General features: G+C 66.1%; 18 protein-coding genes. 1 reads left to right on the plus strand and 17 read right to left on the minus strand.

What is annotated here, in order from left to right:
* Positions 1-260 precede the first annotated feature (260 nt).
* A complete protein-coding gene (locus MF607_RS18690) occupies positions 261-452 on the minus strand; it encodes a hypothetical protein (RefSeq protein ID WP_242121629.1) in 192 nt (63 codons plus the stop codon).
* A complete protein-coding gene (locus tag MF607_RS18695) occupies positions 449-976 on the minus strand; it encodes a hypothetical protein (protein WP_242121639.1) in 528 nt (175 codons plus the stop codon). The genes MF607_RS18690 and MF607_RS18695 overlap by 4 nt, the downstream gene beginning before the upstream one ends.
* A gap of 99 nt (positions 977-1,075) precedes the next feature.
* Between MF607_RS18695 and MF607_RS18700 the strand changes: the two genes are divergently transcribed.
* Positions 1,076-1,318, plus strand: coding sequence for a hypothetical protein (locus tag MF607_RS18700; protein WP_242121641.1), 243 nt, complete (start codon positions 1,076-1,078; stop codon positions 1,316-1,318).
* Here the strand turns inward: MF607_RS18700 and MF607_RS18705 are convergent.
* The 15 genes from MF607_RS18705 to MF607_RS18775 form a co-directional block, all read right to left on the minus strand.
* On the minus strand, positions 1,315-2,610 hold the full coding sequence (locus MF607_RS18705; RefSeq protein WP_242121643.1) for a hypothetical protein: 1,296 nt from the start codon (positions 2,608-2,610) through the stop codon (positions 1,315-1,317). The genes MF607_RS18700 and MF607_RS18705 overlap by 4 nt on opposite strands.
* Before the next feature lie 52 nt (positions 2,611-2,662).
* A complete protein-coding gene (locus tag MF607_RS18710; protein WP_242121645.1) occupies positions 2,663-3,172 on the minus strand; it encodes a hypothetical protein in 510 nt (169 codons plus the stop codon).
* A gap of 112 nt (positions 3,173-3,284) precedes the next feature.
* Positions 3,285-3,959 carry a hypothetical protein gene (locus MF607_RS18715; RefSeq protein ID WP_242121647.1) on the minus strand — a complete coding sequence of 225 codons (675 nt, stop codon included), beginning with the start codon at positions 3,957-3,959 and terminating at the stop codon, positions 3,285-3,287.
* A 16-nt stretch (positions 3,960-3,975) separates the two neighbouring features.
* Entirely contained in the window at positions 3,976-4,293 is a 318-nt protein-coding gene (locus MF607_RS18720) for a hypothetical protein (RefSeq protein ID WP_056433786.1), read from the minus strand.
* Between the two features lie 52 nt (positions 4,294-4,345).
* Positions 4,346-4,591 (minus strand): hypothetical protein, encoded by a 246-nt coding sequence (locus MF607_RS18725; RefSeq protein ID WP_242121649.1) that lies wholly within the window; start codon positions 4,589-4,591, stop codon positions 4,346-4,348.
* A gap of 113 nt (positions 4,592-4,704) precedes the next feature.
* The gene (locus MF607_RS18730) at positions 4,705-4,992 is read right to left on the minus strand and encodes a hypothetical protein (RefSeq protein ID WP_056433781.1); all 288 of its coding nucleotides are present in this window, start codon (positions 4,990-4,992) and stop codon (positions 4,705-4,707) included.
* A gap of 62 nt (positions 4,993-5,054) precedes the next feature.
* Entirely contained in the window at positions 5,055-5,861 is an 807-nt protein-coding gene (locus MF607_RS18735) for a Mom family adenine methylcarbamoylation protein (RefSeq protein ID WP_242121651.1), read from the minus strand.
* Between the two features lie 12 nt (positions 5,862-5,873).
* Positions 5,874-6,884 carry a deazapurine DNA modification protein DpdA family protein gene (locus MF607_RS18740; RefSeq protein ID WP_242121653.1) on the minus strand — a complete coding sequence of 337 codons (1,011 nt, stop codon included), beginning with the start codon at positions 6,882-6,884 and terminating at the stop codon, positions 5,874-5,876.
* A complete protein-coding gene (locus MF607_RS18745; RefSeq protein WP_056433773.1) occupies positions 6,881-7,267 on the minus strand; it encodes a hypothetical protein in 387 nt (128 codons plus the stop codon). Before MF607_RS18745 ends, MF607_RS18740 begins: the two co-directional genes overlap by 4 nt.
* Complete coding sequence (locus MF607_RS18750; RefSeq protein ID WP_242121655.1) at positions 7,267-7,626, minus strand: DUF3768 domain-containing protein; 360 nt, start codon at positions 7,624-7,626, stop codon at positions 7,267-7,269. The genes MF607_RS18745 and MF607_RS18750 overlap by 1 nt, the downstream gene beginning before the upstream one ends.
* A gap of 35 nt (positions 7,627-7,661) precedes the next feature.
* The gene (locus tag MF607_RS18755) at positions 7,662-8,597 is read right to left on the minus strand and encodes an adenine nucleotide alpha hydrolase family protein (RefSeq protein WP_242121658.1); all 936 of its coding nucleotides are present in this window, start codon (positions 8,595-8,597) and stop codon (positions 7,662-7,664) included.
* 1 nt (position 8,598) lies between these two features.
* The gene (locus tag MF607_RS18760) at positions 8,599-10,293 is read right to left on the minus strand and encodes an ATP-binding protein (protein WP_242121660.1); all 1,695 of its coding nucleotides are present in this window, start codon (positions 10,291-10,293) and stop codon (positions 8,599-8,601) included.
* An 80-nt stretch (positions 10,294-10,373) separates the two neighbouring features.
* Entirely contained in the window at positions 10,374-11,594 is a 1,221-nt protein-coding gene (locus MF607_RS18765) for a hypothetical protein (RefSeq protein ID WP_242121663.1), read from the minus strand.
* Complete coding sequence (locus tag MF607_RS18770; protein ID WP_242121675.1) at positions 11,591-12,799, minus strand: helicase HerA domain-containing protein; 1,209 nt, start codon at positions 12,797-12,799, stop codon at positions 11,591-11,593. Before MF607_RS18770 ends, MF607_RS18765 begins: the two co-directional genes overlap by 4 nt.
* A 38-nt stretch (positions 12,800-12,837) precedes the next feature.
* Positions 12,838-13,482 carry a DUF7007 domain-containing protein gene (locus MF607_RS18775; RefSeq protein WP_116463004.1) on the minus strand — a complete coding sequence of 215 codons (645 nt, stop codon included), beginning with the start codon at positions 13,480-13,482 and terminating at the stop codon, positions 12,838-12,840.
* Positions 13,483-13,488: the final 6 nt, after the last annotated feature.

A 13,488-nucleotide genomic window follows, 5' to 3' on the forward strand; every position in this document is an offset into this window, starting at 1 on the left:
GGTCCCGTTCTCCTTTCGAAGTTTCAGCCCGAGGGCACCGGTAAGCTCGGTGGGCAGATGCCATTGCCAACAAGCATCACGTCATCAGACGCACTCCTTTCTCGCGCCACAACGGCGCACACCAGCCACCTTCTTCGGGGCCGCCATAGGTTCGGTCGATCTCGTAGAAAGCGAGGATGCTGCGCATGTTGGGCTCCCGTCGGCTGCGGGCGGCTCGATCACCGCCAGCGTTCAGCCACCGTCATCCCCCTCCCCTTCGGTCAGGCGTCCCGGGGATCATCGTGTCGTTGGTGGCGCAAGGCGCGCGCGAGCGCTTTCTTGCGCGCGACGGCGTCGGCCCGCGTCGGACATGGTGCCGATAGGCGGCCGTGGCGTGCGCTGCTGTTGTCGAAGACGATCCAGCCCGCGGCGGTGTGAGCGACGTGCATGCCGTCGCTGCGCGACCGGGTCATGACGCCCGTCCCCGCGGGTCACGCTTCGTGGCCTCGGCGTCGAGGATGTCGACCAAGCTCTCGCGACCCGACCGGACCTCGCTGTCCGGGGCGGCGATCACGGTCGCGGCTCGCCGCAGCAGGCTCGAGAGCTCGCGATCGATCATGGGCAGTTGCGAGGGTGCGGGATGCGCCGGTTCGTCCCCGGCCTCGTCCATGAGGAGCACGAGGATGGACGGCTTGTGAGCTTCGTCGAGCGGACGGCTGTCGGTCACATGGCGGCCGCGCCCGGTTACGGCGAATGCGTTGAAGGTGGGTGATACCCCGTCATTGGCATTGGGGATCGTGGTGCCCCGGTCATGGAACTGGATGTCGACGAAGCGCGCGGGGCCGTCGTAGCTCTTGCCCATGAAGCAGAAGGTGACGCGGCGGTTCTCGCTGGTCTTCACCGTGATGGTGAAGGCGCCGTCGGGCACGTCGATCGCCTTGTGTGGCACGTCGTTGAAGCCGGCGAAGCCGAGCGAAACGGCGTCGGCGCGGCTCATGACGGGAAGATCGGTAACGTCGGCCACAAAGAGGCTCCTCCGGTTCTCATGGGAAAGGGCTGCAGCGGCACGACCAATCAGGCCGTGCGTTGAGGCTCGATGACGACTGGCGACATCGAGGACCTGTTCGTGACGCTGTTGGTCGGCGTAGCGGGCGGCAGCGATGCGTCGTGGCGCAAGGCGGTCGGGCCGGTGACGGCGCTGCCGGTGGTGTTCCATCCGCGCTCGAATTGGTCGATCGCGCCGCAGGGGTCGGCGGATCAAATCGAGGCGATCGAGAAAGCCGAAGCGGTCATCCGGCAGGAGCACCCTTACGTGCCCAGTCCCGGCTTCCGGTCCTAGGCGGCGCGTCGATCGGCGGCTGCCATCAGGCGGGTCGCGGCGCCGAACATCCGCAGCGTCGTCGCGATCGTGCCTCGCAGTTTGGCTTTGCTCGAGACGACGATCTCCGGGTCGAGCGGCGTGCCGTCGGCCGTCGCGAAGCCGCAGGCAAGGCCGCTGCGTGTCTCGACGCGAACGAGGTGCCCCCGCCCCGGCGCCGGTCCGACGTGACGCGCGGTGAACTCGCCGAGACTGCCGTAGAGCGAGGTGATCGCTTTGCCCCAGCGAATGTGGCCTTGGGCGGCAGCATCAGTCCCGCTGAAACCACGATCGAGCCAGGTGCGAAGGTGGGTCCGCTGTTGGAGACGTGAGTTGCGGGTCCGCTCCATCGTTCGCGCGAGCGGCAGAATGTGGCCGATGGTGTCGATCAGGTCGAGATCGGCCCCCTGCAGCGCGACGAGAACATCGTCGTATTCACGATTTTGCAGAAGTGCGGCTAGCTGGTTGGCAGCTGCGACGTGATCCACGGACGGCATAGCGACGTTCGGGTCGCCGAGTGCCTCGGCAGCGACGAAGCCGCCCGGGGTGAGCACGACGATCGTCGCGGCGTCGGCGCCCGGGCGTGCGAGGGTCAGGGCGAGGAAGTCCCACGCGGGATCGCTGTCGATGTGGTCGGCGCCAACGATCAGCAGTCGGCGCGACCACCGAGCAGGTCGGTGGTGGTCGGAGGGCTTGGGATAACTGCTCGGCACCGGGCGTCCGGCGAGGATGATCTGAGGGTCTTTCGGCAGGTTGTCGCGGCGCATGTCAGCGATGAGGCTGCGCCGCGCCGCGTCGAACAGGTCGGTTCGATCACCACCGCCGTCGCTGAAGCCCTGGTCGTAGGCTGCGTGGCGCTCGGCGAGAGGAGCCGAACAGGGGATCGCGTCGGAGTAGTGATGGGGCCATCCGACATGCGCTGCGTACCAACCGTCGGCGTATCGATTGGCGAGATCCCAGCTCAATGCGTGGTCCTCGTGCCCCCGCATGATCGCGATGTCACGGTCGCTGCCGAGTCCTCGGCGGATCTGATCCTCGGTGAAGGCGAAGTTGGTGGCCTCGCGTTGCGAAGCGGCCTCGGCCGCGATCGCGTCGTTTACGCTCCGCATCGCGGCGATCCGTTCGCGGCCTCGGGTCATTCGGTCGGAGAGGGGCGCGTCGCTCGGCAGATCGGGAAATGTGCGCCACGCCGCGGCGATCGCCGCGGCGTGCTCGGGTGAACGTCCGCGCGACTGCCAGGCCGCGGGATCTGCGGGATCGAAGGCATCTGACATCGTCGGCCTCGTTCTTGCTGGTGGTCCGCCCAGGAGGGCAGCGGCATCGCCGTCAGGCGGTCGCGGCCTCGGTGAGGCGCGCGCTGGCGACCGCGGCCTCGTCGGGGAAGGCGGCGGCCAGGTTCCGGTGCAACGTCTCAAAGTCGGCGATAGGAAAGCTTCCATCTGGGCTGGGTCGCGTGACGTGAAAGGCGCTGACCAGGATCTCGAGCGGATCGCTCTGGACGATCGTTGCCGTGGCGTCGTCGTACTCGACAGGCGCGCGAAAGCCGGCTTCAAGCCAGGTTCCGAGGCCCTCTTCGACGGCCTCGGCATAGGCGCTGACCGCTTCGTCCAGCTCGTTCTCGACGTGGAGGACGAGCGACACATAGCGGCCGAAGTCGTGCCGATTTGACAAGCCGGTCAGGCGGCATCCTGCTGGCGGCGAACCGTAGCGTGCGATGATCGCGTATTTGTAGGCGAGCACCTCGAGCTTGTTGAGAACGTCGAAATTGGGCGTTTGCCCGAGCTGCGCACACGGTTCGTTGGCGGGCGTACCGCCGAAGTCGACGAAGTAGGGCATGGGGATCTCCAACGGTCCTGTCTTGACCGTCTGTCTCCTCCCCCTTCCGTCGCGCCCCAGTCGTCAGCGTGCGTCTTAAAGCGGCGCCCTGCTGCTCGAGCCGGAAGCGTGCCTAAGCCTGGTCCTTCTCGACACTAGCCGTCGGAAAGCGTTCTTCGATCACGAGTGACTGCCATTGCAGACGGTCACGTCCAAGCGCTGTGGACCGATCGAGCATCTGCTCGAGAGTGGCGCTCAGGCGGTTGAGCGACGCGGCGTAATCGGTGTCGAGCTCGTCGGCCTGCTGCGACGTCGGCGAGACCGTGGCCCGCGCCTTTCGGTGAGCCTTGCTCAAGGCAGGCATGTGGCGCTGTTCGATCCCTTCGAGCTCGATGGTGGCTTCCTCACGCAACTCTTCAGGCACGGCCTTGAGGCGGGCGAGGAGCCCGGTAATCCGTGCCTCTGCCATTCGCGCGTCGATGTTCATCGGCAGGGTAGCAGCCAGAGGCTTCGGTCGCGGGGCGGCCCCTTCGGAAGGTCCAGCTAGCTCGATGTATCCCATACCTGAGGCGTAAAGCGTCCCGCCTACGAGGATGAGCACAACGGCCAGCGACTTGACGACATTGCCGCTGAGCAGATCGGCTATCTGCTGCAGCGGACTGGCGGGATCGGCGTCAACGCGGTTTCCGAGTTCGGCAAACTGCGATGTCATGAAGTTCGCCGCTGAGAGAAACACGCCAAGCAGTGCGCAGTGAAGTCCGATATCGAAGCCGCCGTTTGGCGATGTGGGCTGACGGTGGTTGTCCATGTTGAAGCTCCCTCCGCTACAGATCACGATCAAAGCGCTGACGCTTCATGGCCGCCTGCGCGGGTCCATCGAAGCTGCCGAGCGTCTGCAGGCGGTCCGTCTCGAGTGTTGTTCCGAGATCGGTCGGGAGCGCGGCGTGCGGCGTGGCGATCGCGATTGCAGCGGCCGCGGTGGACAGTTCGCCGGGGGCAAGGCCTTTCCACACGAAGGTGTCGCGTTCGCCCGGGTCCTCGGGGTCGGGGCGAGACACCTGCACGTAGAAGGTCTCGAGTGGGCGGTCCCACCCGATTGCGACACTGACGCCGGCGGGCCCGACAAAGGTATGTCGACTCATGAGCGTGTTCCTGGGCTGGTTCGGTCGCGGCACATCGTTGCTGGCGACGTGATTAAGCGTGGAGACGTAGTGCGAGGAGTTGGATCAAGAAGCCAACAACGAGGAAGCCTCCGATGAACCCCCACGTCGCCGTCGCATGGCTTACCGAAAGGACCATGTTTACCAGCGCGTCGCTTGTCACCGTCGCGGGCTCGGGATCACTCCCCAGCAGCCACATATTTTGAGCGCAGATCATCGCCGCGAGGTAGAAGACAATTGCGAGGGCCGACACAGGTCGGCGGATGAGGAAGCTGATCATAGTCACCTCTATGATGTCTCGAATGAAGGTTATTTCGGGTTGGTCGGGTCACGTCCAGTCAGCGATAGACGCCCTGGTCGCCGTAACCGCGGCCCTCGATGTCGACTGGGCGACTAAGCCAATGAGGCAACGGCTCGGATCACCGAGACGGGCTGCAGGTGATGCGCGCCGATCACGTCTTCGACGCCGTAGCTGAGGCACTCTTCGAGCCAGATGACATAGCACGCGGCCTCTGCGAGTTCGGTGGCGAGAAGCTCGTCCATCATCGCGGCCTCGCGCGCCATCTGCTCAGGCAGGGCGTCCCAGTCGAGCGCGTCAAGAAATCGGTCCCGTCGGCTGATGAAGCGGATCAGGCGGTTCTCGTCGGCCTTGGCGATCGCGATCGCCTGTTGAATGCGCATGGCTCGTCTCCTCTTGTGGACACGATTCCTGCTCCCCCTCCCCTTCCCGTCGGCACGACGGGTCAGGCTCCGAGCTGCTCACGCAGGATGTCGGACCTGATCGGATAGGCGAGACGCGGTAGCGCTCGGCCCGCGCGCCGCGCGCCGCGGGTGAGCTCGAAGCAGTAGGTGAAAAGGGATGCCTGTCGCGCTGGGACCAGGATTTCTGCGCGACGGCATCGTTCGAGCCATTCGCGAAGGTGCTCGTTCGCCTGCGGCCTCGGGGCGCCGAGCCTCACCAGTTGATCGACGGCGCCCGCATGACCTGTCTCGAGGTTTCGAATTTTGGACAAGGTGCGATCGGAGATCGTTTCCCCGGCGATGCGGAGCACCGTCCGCGGCCTCGTTCGCCCGCGATACGCTCCGGAGAGCGAGGCGTAGACGCAGCCGCAGTGTCCGACCTGAGGGTCGGAGAAGCTGACGACGGACTCGATCACCGGCTTTGCCTGACGCAGCAGCCGGAAGGCCCGGGCGGCGAAATAGCTTTCCCCATTGGCGGCGACAGAGGGCAGGCAGAGCAGGCGTTGCAGCACGCAACCGCGGGTTGGCTCGTCATAGCCGGTATGGCGCGTGATGACCGCGCCCGTCGCGGGCACTCCGAAGACAATGATACCGTCGAGAGAGGAAGCGCCGCCCCGGCCTGGGCCGAATAGCCCGACGGCCAGCTGTGCGGCGGGATAGCGATTGAGATAGTGATGGTCTGCGATGAAGGCGCGAGCGGTGTCGTGCGCCACGACGTCGACTGCGTAGCGCCTCGGGTCGATGACGGTGTCGTCGGCCACGAAGCGGCTGCGCCGGTCGCGCCAGCGTTGTGAACGGTCGGTAATCATGGTGAGCCTCGCTCAGGCGGCGCGCTGGTGGAAGAGATCGGCCGCCCAGGATTCGACCCAGTTGGCGGTGATCTGGTCATGATCGAGCTCGCCGGTCTGGATGAGTTCGCGGATCTGAGCGCGTGCATCAGCGATGGCCCGCTCCCATGGATCATCGTCGCCGAGGGAACTCGCCTGGTGGTCGGCGGCCTCGGGCAGCGTGACCGGAGGGGCGAGCGCACGGCCGCACTGGCGTTGATACCATTGCTCCATGTGCGAGGCGACCAGGCGATCGCTCTTCGCAACGCCACGGCGAAGCGCGTCTCGTCGCGCCGCGACGCCGAAGGCCTGGCTGTCGATCGAGGCGATCCAGCGGGAGAACGGTGCCAGGTAGGGCAAGGCGTCCCCTTTGACGCCGAAGGCGTGGGCACGGACCCCGACCGGGAGCACGCGCGAGAGCCGTTCAACCACGGCGACGAGCCCCTCCGGGCCATGGATGACGCGTCGGCACATGCTTCCGATGCCGACGACGGTGCCCGGCAGGAGCATGCCCTCGATCGCCTCGAGGCAGCGGACGTAGTCCTCGGGCGTTCGGCCCTGCAGGACCGGCATGAAGCGATCCCGGATACCAAGGTCTCCAGCGCGGGCGAAACACTCGTGGTTGGTCGCAATCGTACGGGAGATCCTGTCGAGAACCTCTTCGCGGTGCGACGCGACGCCGTCCTCGCAGCAATAGTCGATCGAGGACACGCGCCGGAACGGGTACGAGGCGGCAAGCGCCATGTAGTCGGCTATCGACCACGGCAGACCGCCGTAGCGCACCATCATCGAGTAACCGGCGCTGTCGAGGTCGAGGCTGACGAGGCCGTGGGCGTTGTCGAGGGTAGCCGTGCGCCACCCCGCCCATTCGCGCCAGCCATCGGCCTTGCGCCAGCGCGACAAGCAGTTGGCGGAGATCAGCACCGGTGCCTGTAGGCGCCGCGCTGTTGCGAGAAGCGCACCATCGGCGAGGTGCGGCAGGCCCAGGATGATCTCGATCGTCATGACGGCTCTCCCCGGTAGATGTCGGGATAGCCGCTGATCGTCGTCAGCTTGCCTCCGGCGATCGCGACGGAGATGTTGCCGTGGAGCTCGAGGTGGCGATCGCCGCGCCGGCGGATGTAGAAGTCGAGAAGGCCGCGCCCGTCAGGCGTTAACTCGACGCCGCGCGTGAAGGCTGTCCACGGCTCATAGTCGTCGAGATCGGTATCCTGCCAGTCGGGATCGTCGCTGATCAGCGCGAAGTTGATCGACGTTTCGCCTGACACAAGGCTCTGCCGACGCCCGACCTCAAGCATCACTTGCCCGACCCGTTCGAACTTGGCCTCACGCCGTGCGGCGTCGCGAATGGCCGCGATGTCTGCCGCAGAGGGGCGGAAGCGAGGCATCAAAGATCCTCCCGCAGCATGAGGGTTAGCACGCGGGTCGTGCGGCTGGCGTCGGCAGGATCTTCCGAACCCCATTCCAGCGCCGGATCATAATAGTCGATGCGGAAGAAGACCTCCGTGTCGTCGATGATGAAGGAGCCGCGATCGCGCTCCGGGCAGTCGGCAGCGAAGCTGTGCCGGCGAAGCTCCTGCAGCAGGCGTGCTTGGGCCACGGCCTCCGACGCGAGCGAGTCGGTCGATAGGGTGGCAAGGCACGTGCGCGTGACGGTGATGCGCGCGGTTCGATCGAGACCCTGACGGCATCGGTCGTTCAGACGCGCGATCGTTTCGACGCGCGTCTCGGCAGCATTCTCGATCATGGGTCGATCCTCGGTTCGTTCGATGGGCGGGGGGATCAGGCGGCCAGCGCGTCCGGGTGGCCGCGGCCTCGTTCGGCGAAGGCCAGGTGAAAGCGGTCGAGCCATTCGCCCATCTTCGGGCGCTCGCCGACGGGGATCGCAGCCGCGACGTCCTGGAAGCGGATGAGGTCGGTGGGAGCATCGCGGACGATGCGATCGACTTCATCGGCTCCCAGTAGGCCCTCGGCCCGGATGAACGCGGTCATCGATCCGGGACGTGTCCTGGTCGACTTGCGCCATAGCCCTTCGACCGTATGGAGCCGGGGCGCGGCGCGTGCCTCCACCAGGACGATCAGTCGGAGGCACCATGGTGGAAGGCTGCGGATCTCGTCCGGCTTGTTCGCGATGCACAGGATGCACGCCGACTTGGGTGGCACGGGCAGGCCTTCGGCCTCGATGCGCGACACGCATCGCGGGCGGTTCCATTGCCAGTCACGCAGCGGCGATCGACAATCGTAGAGTGGGTCGTCGATCGTCAGCGCATGGTTGGCGCGCGCGGTGTCGCGGGGGCCAGCATCATAGCCGATCAGTCGGATGACCCGCTGGCCGCGGTCCCATGCCTCGACCGCAGGCTGCCACGTCTTGAGGAAAGCGTCCTGTGGGGCCTTCTTGTACTTGAGGCTGCATGACGATCCGCCAAGCGATTTGCTCGGCAAGGTCGCGTTCGTCAGGCACATTTCGAGGATTCCGAAGTACGGCGGCCAGTGCTTGAACCGCTTGGGCACGTAGGAGACGAGCTCGAACCGGATGCCGCGGTCGCGCATCCAGGGGCGGATGATGTCGAGGTAGTCGTAGGTTTCCGGCTTCTCGTTGCCGGTGTCCGCGCTGAGGACGAGATCAGGAGCCTGCCCGCGGGCATGCAGCTCGATCAGCAGCGCTGTGCTGTCGACGCCTATCCCGTACGACAGCACGGACGGAGGGGGCGGCAGCATGTCACGCGCCCTCCTCGTTGGTGTCGGTCGGCGGGGCGGCGCGCTCGACGATCTTCACCTCGAGACGCTCGCGGTTGATGACGACCGTCACTGTTCGGTCGGCGGGAACCATGAAATAGTGTCCCGACAGCTTATCGCGGATGCGGCTCTCGAGCGCTGCATCGTCACCCTCGAGAAGGCCGATGATCCGCTCGGCCGCATCCGCCTGGAAGCGCTCTAGCTGGGTGTCATAGCTGTCAGCGTCGCTGTCGGAAGACGGCTCGAACGCGGCACGCTCGAACAGATCGGCGACCGCGAGGGCGGGCCGGCTGCTACCGCGGCACACGAAGATGGACGTCCCGTCGACCGAGTTGCAGGTCCATTCGTCCGGCGCGAAGGCCACATCGGCAGCGGTCGAGGCCTCGATCGACGCGCCCGCGTGCGAGATGGTGGCCTCCAGCGTGATCGCGTCGACCCAGCCATCCTCGGCCTCAGCAGGCGCATCGAGCGTAGCCGAAACCACGAAGTCGAGGTTGCCCTGCACGATGCGGAACCGCAGGTCGTCCACGCGGGCGAGGACGTCGTACCAGCGATAGCCGATGAAGGCGTCCTGAGCCATGACAAGGGGCCCGCCGAACGGGTTGTGGGTGGCGATCGCCTCCGCTGCCGGTTGTGCGACCAGCGCGTCGAAGTCGGACATGACCACCATCGCAGGATCGGTGATGCGCTCGCCCGAGGCATAGTTGCGACCGCTATCGGCCGCGGGTGCGATCCATGCGAAGAGGTATGCCGCCGCTTCCGGCAGATCGACACCGAGGTCGACCGCCTCGCGCCAGCGTTCGGCCGACAGCCGGTGCGATCCTTGCGCGGCGATCGCGCGGTAGATGGCGATGCTCACCGCCCGGCGCAGTTCTGTCAGGCCGTTGTTCTCGATCGCCTCCTTGCGTGCCGGGAGCACGAGCTGGATCTGTGGCGCGTCAAAGATGTCGACGCGCGCGATCCAATGATGGCCTCGGTCGACCTCCTGGACGTCCGGCAGCTTGCAGGAGATCGTCAGCCCATGGAAGTTCAAGCGTCCGTCGTGGGTCGAGTAGGATGACGGATGTTTTTGGAAGACCCCGATGCGGGTTCCGTTCCATTCCTCGATATGGACTGCGTCCGCCAGCCAGTCCTCGCGCGGCAGTGCCTTGCCGTCGAGCGTCACCGGCAGCGGATAGTGTTTCGCCGCCTTGGCGACGTCGTCAGCGAGCGTCTTCAGCCAGCTGTCCGGCACCTTGATGGTGATGGCGGTGCCGCGCGAGATCGGGTCGGGCGAGATCGCGATCGGCCGGCTCGTTTCCCAGGCCGAGGCGGGGATGTGTGCCATCCATCCTTGGCGATCAGGACGGGAGAAGGAACGCACCATCACGTCTCGTCCGGCGAGGCTGAAAACTCCCATGCCGGCAGGATCTTCCATGCGGCGCGTCTCGTCGGACCATCCCGAACGACCCAGCGTCACAATCGACGTGGGGTCGGCGATTCCATGCCCGTCATCGATGATGTGGAGGAGCGTATCGGGACCTCCCGACTGGATCAGCACGGCAACCGCAAGAGCGCCGGCGCGCCGAGCGTTCTGGAAGAGCTCGGTCACCACGTCGAAGGCGGTGTTGTTGAACAGCCGGGTGACCTTCGCGATCGTCTCGGGTGCGACCGCGGTCGCGATGGTGGCGGGGATCATGATGCGCTCCTCGTGGCTGGCGTGTCCTTCACGCCCGCCCGGTCCCTCCCCCTCCCCTTCGATCCAGGGTCGTTCCGCGCCTATGGCTGCGGAGCAAGGGCGAGGATGTCCTGCAGCGTCGGTGCAGACTCGCGACGCGGACGTCGGCTGAACTTGAGGCCTTGCTTCTCGGCGTACTTGTGGACGCCCGCGTAATTGCGCCCCAAGGCGACGACGAGGTCGGGCAAGGCGATGCCATGAGCATGCGCGAGCGCGAGCGCGCGGCATTCGTCATCGCTCCAAGGCCGTTGGTAGCCGTGGACCAATCCCAAGATATTTGCGCGAGTGAAGAGGGAGGCCTTGGTACGGCCCATCTTGGTGGCGAGATCCGTCATCGGCATCTTGCCATAGTGTTCGCGCAGCGTTGCGATGTCGCCCTCGGTCCAGACGGGACCGCTCCGGAAGCCGTCCCGATTGGCGTGAGTACCGCGCAGACCAAGGTATTCGGCCCGCCACTTGATCGAGTGGGTGGTACGGCCGAGCCGCGCTATGAGCGGCGTCCGGCTCGTTCCGTCGGCATAGACGCGCATCAACAAAGCGTCCTCGTCTGAAGTCCATGGACGGCCCCAACCGCGGCCGTAGCCGAGCTTGCGCAGGTGCGGGCCAAACCCCGCCTTCGTGCGTCGGGGAAAGCCCTCCGCGACCATCATCTCTATGATATCGACGTAGCGATGGCCCTCAGCCGCGAGTGTCAGCGCGCGTGCCGCCTCGGCCTCGGTCCATCCTGGCGGGTTGTTCGGGTGTCGCAGCCCAAGGTTGCTCGCGTGCGTGATCGTGCCCGAGAGCGGGCGACCGATCAGGACTGCGATCTGTGCGACCGGTATCGCGCGCTCGAAGCCGGCGCGCAGCTGAGCATCCTCCCACTCGGTCCAGCGTGGGGCATTGCCTTCGGTAAGGCCGAGAAGGCCGGCGCGAGCATAAACGGCGGTGCAGGCTCGTCCGAGATCCTGTGCGAGCGCGGATGCGGGACGTGAGCCGTACTCGCGTGTCAGCCAGGCGTCCTCGGCCTCGGACCAGTTCCGCTGCGAGTTTCGGCGCAACCCCAAGGTCGCGATCTTGTCGCGGACGCCGTGGATGCGCCGACCGATCGCTGACGCGATTTCATCTATCGCTATGTCGTCGCGAAACAGGCGCTCCAGCGTTGCGACCTCGTCGGGCATCCAGGCATCGCCACGGTACGCCATTTCGCGAAGCCGGCCTGTCGGCGCCGTTCGTACCGGACAGGCGACGAGCTCGACGATATCTGGCGCTAGGTCGGTCATAGGGCCACCACTGCGACGTCGCTGAGGCGGGCACGTAGACGCGCATGGAGACGCGCAATGCGGTCGTCGCCCTTGGGCATCGTGTCGACAGCAGTGATCGCCGACAGGAGGTTGAGCGCCCGATCGGTTCGCTCCGCATCGAGCGACAGGTGTCTTGCGAGATCGCGCGCCGTGCTGGCGTTCGGGGAAATGCGTTTGAGTGCCTCGACGATCGCGGCAGCATCGGTCGCGGCGGGATCAAGGAGGAAGGCGTCGAGCGCGCGCGTGCCCTTGAGCGCGATCGCAGGGCCATGGTCTGCCACCTCGGCAAGCCCGGCGAGGTCGAGCAACCGAGCCGCCTCGGTCGCGTCGACAGAGGCCGCGGCGCGCAGCTCTGGGGTCTTTCCGATATGCTCGGTGATCGTCGGATCGATGTGGGCGAGGCAGGGTGTCGCCGAAAGGGCCGGTCCCATCGCGAAGAAGTCGCCAGGGACGAGCGTGCGAAGCGCATCGGCCTCCTTGGCTGAGAAGCCGAGAAGATCGGCTGCTCGCGCGATGTCGCGATCGAAGACGTTGAGGCCCACGAGGACGTTCTGCAGCTCGGAAACCACGGAGGTCGATAGCTTGGCGAGCCGCTGGGTGGCGATCACGGGTGCCAGGCCACGCTTACGGCCGCGAGCGCACAGATCGGTGAGCGTCGCGACGCCGAGGCGTCGCGCCTCCGCGTCTCGAGCGGACCCGGCGACGTGTGGCGCGAGCAGGTGTCCCTCGTCGATGCAGACAAGGACGGTGTGATCCCAGTCGTCACGCGGCGCACCGATGAGACCGGCGAAGAAGGCTGCCGCCTTGATGATGCGCTGATCGGGATCCAAGTCGGTCAGGTCGATGTGGATCGACAGCCGATGATGTCGGCTCCGCGCGGCCGCTGCGGTTAGGCCATCGGCGGTCAGTTCGACCGCCCGGATCGTGGTGGCACCGATGTGACGGGCGAGGTTTTCGAACTCGCCCTCGGGGTCGACGATCGCGATCGTCGTGTAGTCGAACGCTTCTTCAATGATCCGGCGCAGCGTTCGGCTCTTTCCCGCACCCGAGCTGCCCTGGATGAGCAGGCGCCCGGCAAGAAGTCGATCGAGATCAAGGTGGAGTGCGCCGCTCGAATGGTGGCCCAGCGGTACGCGATTGTCTGCGGCCTCGGGGAGCGGCCTGATGGGGGTGACGCAGGTCATAGCGGCATCCTTGTTCTGGCGTCGTATGGTTTGGGGTGTCAGGTCAGGGCGGCGACCTGCTTGGTGATCGGCGCCGTGCTTGCGACCCGCTCTGCCGAGAGCGTGTCGAAGGTTTCGGGCATGACCCGAGCGTCGTAGCGTGCCTTGTCGACGAGGCCGTAGATGGGCTCGCCCTCGTGGCGCGCGAAGCCGAGCGCATCCACGCTGGCGACACGGCGAAAGACGCATCCGACCTTGCCGTCAGGAACCCAGTCCGCCCATGACCCGGACGCCGAGACGCTCTCGTACTGCCCAATGATGGCGGTGTAGGCGGCGCGACGGCGGACGACGTGGCTTTCTCCGATCGTCACCTCCTCGCCGGTCAAGGCCGTCCAGCGATCCGGATGCCAGCATCGCACCGACCGACGGGCGTTCTCGACCTGAAGAGCGATGCCGGGCACGGGCAAGCGGCGGAACTCGCTCGCAAAACCGTAGAGAACCAGCGCATAGTCGACGTCCTCCTCGTAGAATGGGTCCGCTCGACGAAGTGCCTCGGGCATCGCGGCTTGACGTTCATCGGAAAGGACGTAGCCGCCATGGCTCGGCGTCGAGACGCGCCAGATGCCGTGAAGAACCTGGTCGGCGCGATCGGGTGTTCCCCATGGCGTTGTGTCGGGCCGGGGGCTCGGCTGGAAGCGGGTCATCTGTCG

Origin of the sequence: Sphingomonas lacusdianchii, from assembly GCF_022664395.1 — a bacterium.
Classification (GTDB): Bacteria; Pseudomonadota; Alphaproteobacteria; order Sphingomonadales; family Sphingomonadaceae; genus Sphingomonas; species Sphingomonas lacusdianchii.

Bases quoted from the DNA above. Each gene is read 5' to 3' on its own strand.
- MF607_RS18750 (WP_242121655.1), bottom strand. From the start codon at position 7,626: ATGATCGAGAATGCTGCCGAGACGCGCGTCGAAACGATCGCGCGTCTG.
- MF607_RS18775 (WP_116463004.1), bottom strand. From the start codon at position 13,482: ATGACCCGCTTCCAGCCGAGCCCCCGGCCCGACACAACGCCATGGGGA.
- MF607_RS18725 (WP_242121649.1), bottom strand. From the start codon at position 4,591: ATGATCAGCTTCCTCATCCGCCGACCTGTGTCGGCCCTCGCAATTGTC.
- MF607_RS18770 (WP_242121675.1), bottom strand. From the start codon at position 12,799: ATGACCTGCGTCACCCCCATCAGGCCGCTCCCCGAGGCCGCAGACAAT.
- MF607_RS18700 (WP_242121641.1), top strand. From the start codon at position 1,076: ATGACGACTGGCGACATCGAGGACCTGTTCGTGACGCTGTTGGTCGGC.
- MF607_RS18695 (WP_242121639.1), bottom strand. From the start codon at position 976: ATGAGCCGCGCCGACGCCGTTTCGCTCGGCTTCGCCGGCTTCAACGAC.
- MF607_RS18755 (WP_242121658.1), bottom strand. From the start codon at position 8,597: ATGCTGCCGCCCCCTCCGTCCGTGCTGTCGTACGGGATAGGCGTCGAC.
- MF607_RS18760 (WP_242121660.1), bottom strand. From the start codon at position 10,293: ATGATCCCCGCCACCATCGCGACCGCGGTCGCACCCGAGACGATCGCG.
- MF607_RS18705 (WP_242121643.1), bottom strand. From the start codon at position 2,610: ATGTCAGATGCCTTCGATCCCGCAGATCCCGCGGCCTGGCAGTCGCGC.
- MF607_RS18735 (WP_242121651.1), bottom strand. From the start codon at position 5,861: ATGATTACCGACCGTTCACAACGCTGGCGCGACCGGCGCAGCCGCTTC.
- MF607_RS18690 (WP_242121629.1), bottom strand. From the start codon at position 452: ATGACCCGGTCGCGCAGCGACGGCATGCACGTCGCTCACACCGCCGCG.
- MF607_RS18740 (WP_242121653.1), bottom strand. From the start codon at position 6,884: ATGACGATCGAGATCATCCTGGGCCTGCCGCACCTCGCCGATGGTGCG.
- MF607_RS18765 (WP_242121663.1), bottom strand. From the start codon at position 11,594: ATGACCGACCTAGCGCCAGATATCGTCGAGCTCGTCGCCTGTCCGGTA.
- MF607_RS18720 (WP_056433786.1), bottom strand. From the start codon at position 4,293: ATGAGTCGACATACCTTTGTCGGGCCCGCCGGCGTCAGTGTCGCAATC.
- MF607_RS18710 (WP_242121645.1), bottom strand. From the start codon at position 3,172: ATGCCCTACTTCGTCGACTTCGGCGGTACGCCCGCCAACGAACCGTGT.
- MF607_RS18730 (WP_056433781.1), bottom strand. From the start codon at position 4,992: ATGCGCATTCAACAGGCGATCGCGATCGCCAAGGCCGACGAGAACCGC.
- MF607_RS18745 (WP_056433773.1), bottom strand. From the start codon at position 7,267: ATGCCTCGCTTCCGCCCCTCTGCGGCAGACATCGCGGCCATTCGCGAC.
- MF607_RS18715 (WP_242121647.1), bottom strand. From the start codon at position 3,959: ATGGACAACCACCGTCAGCCCACATCGCCAAACGGCGGCTTCGATATC.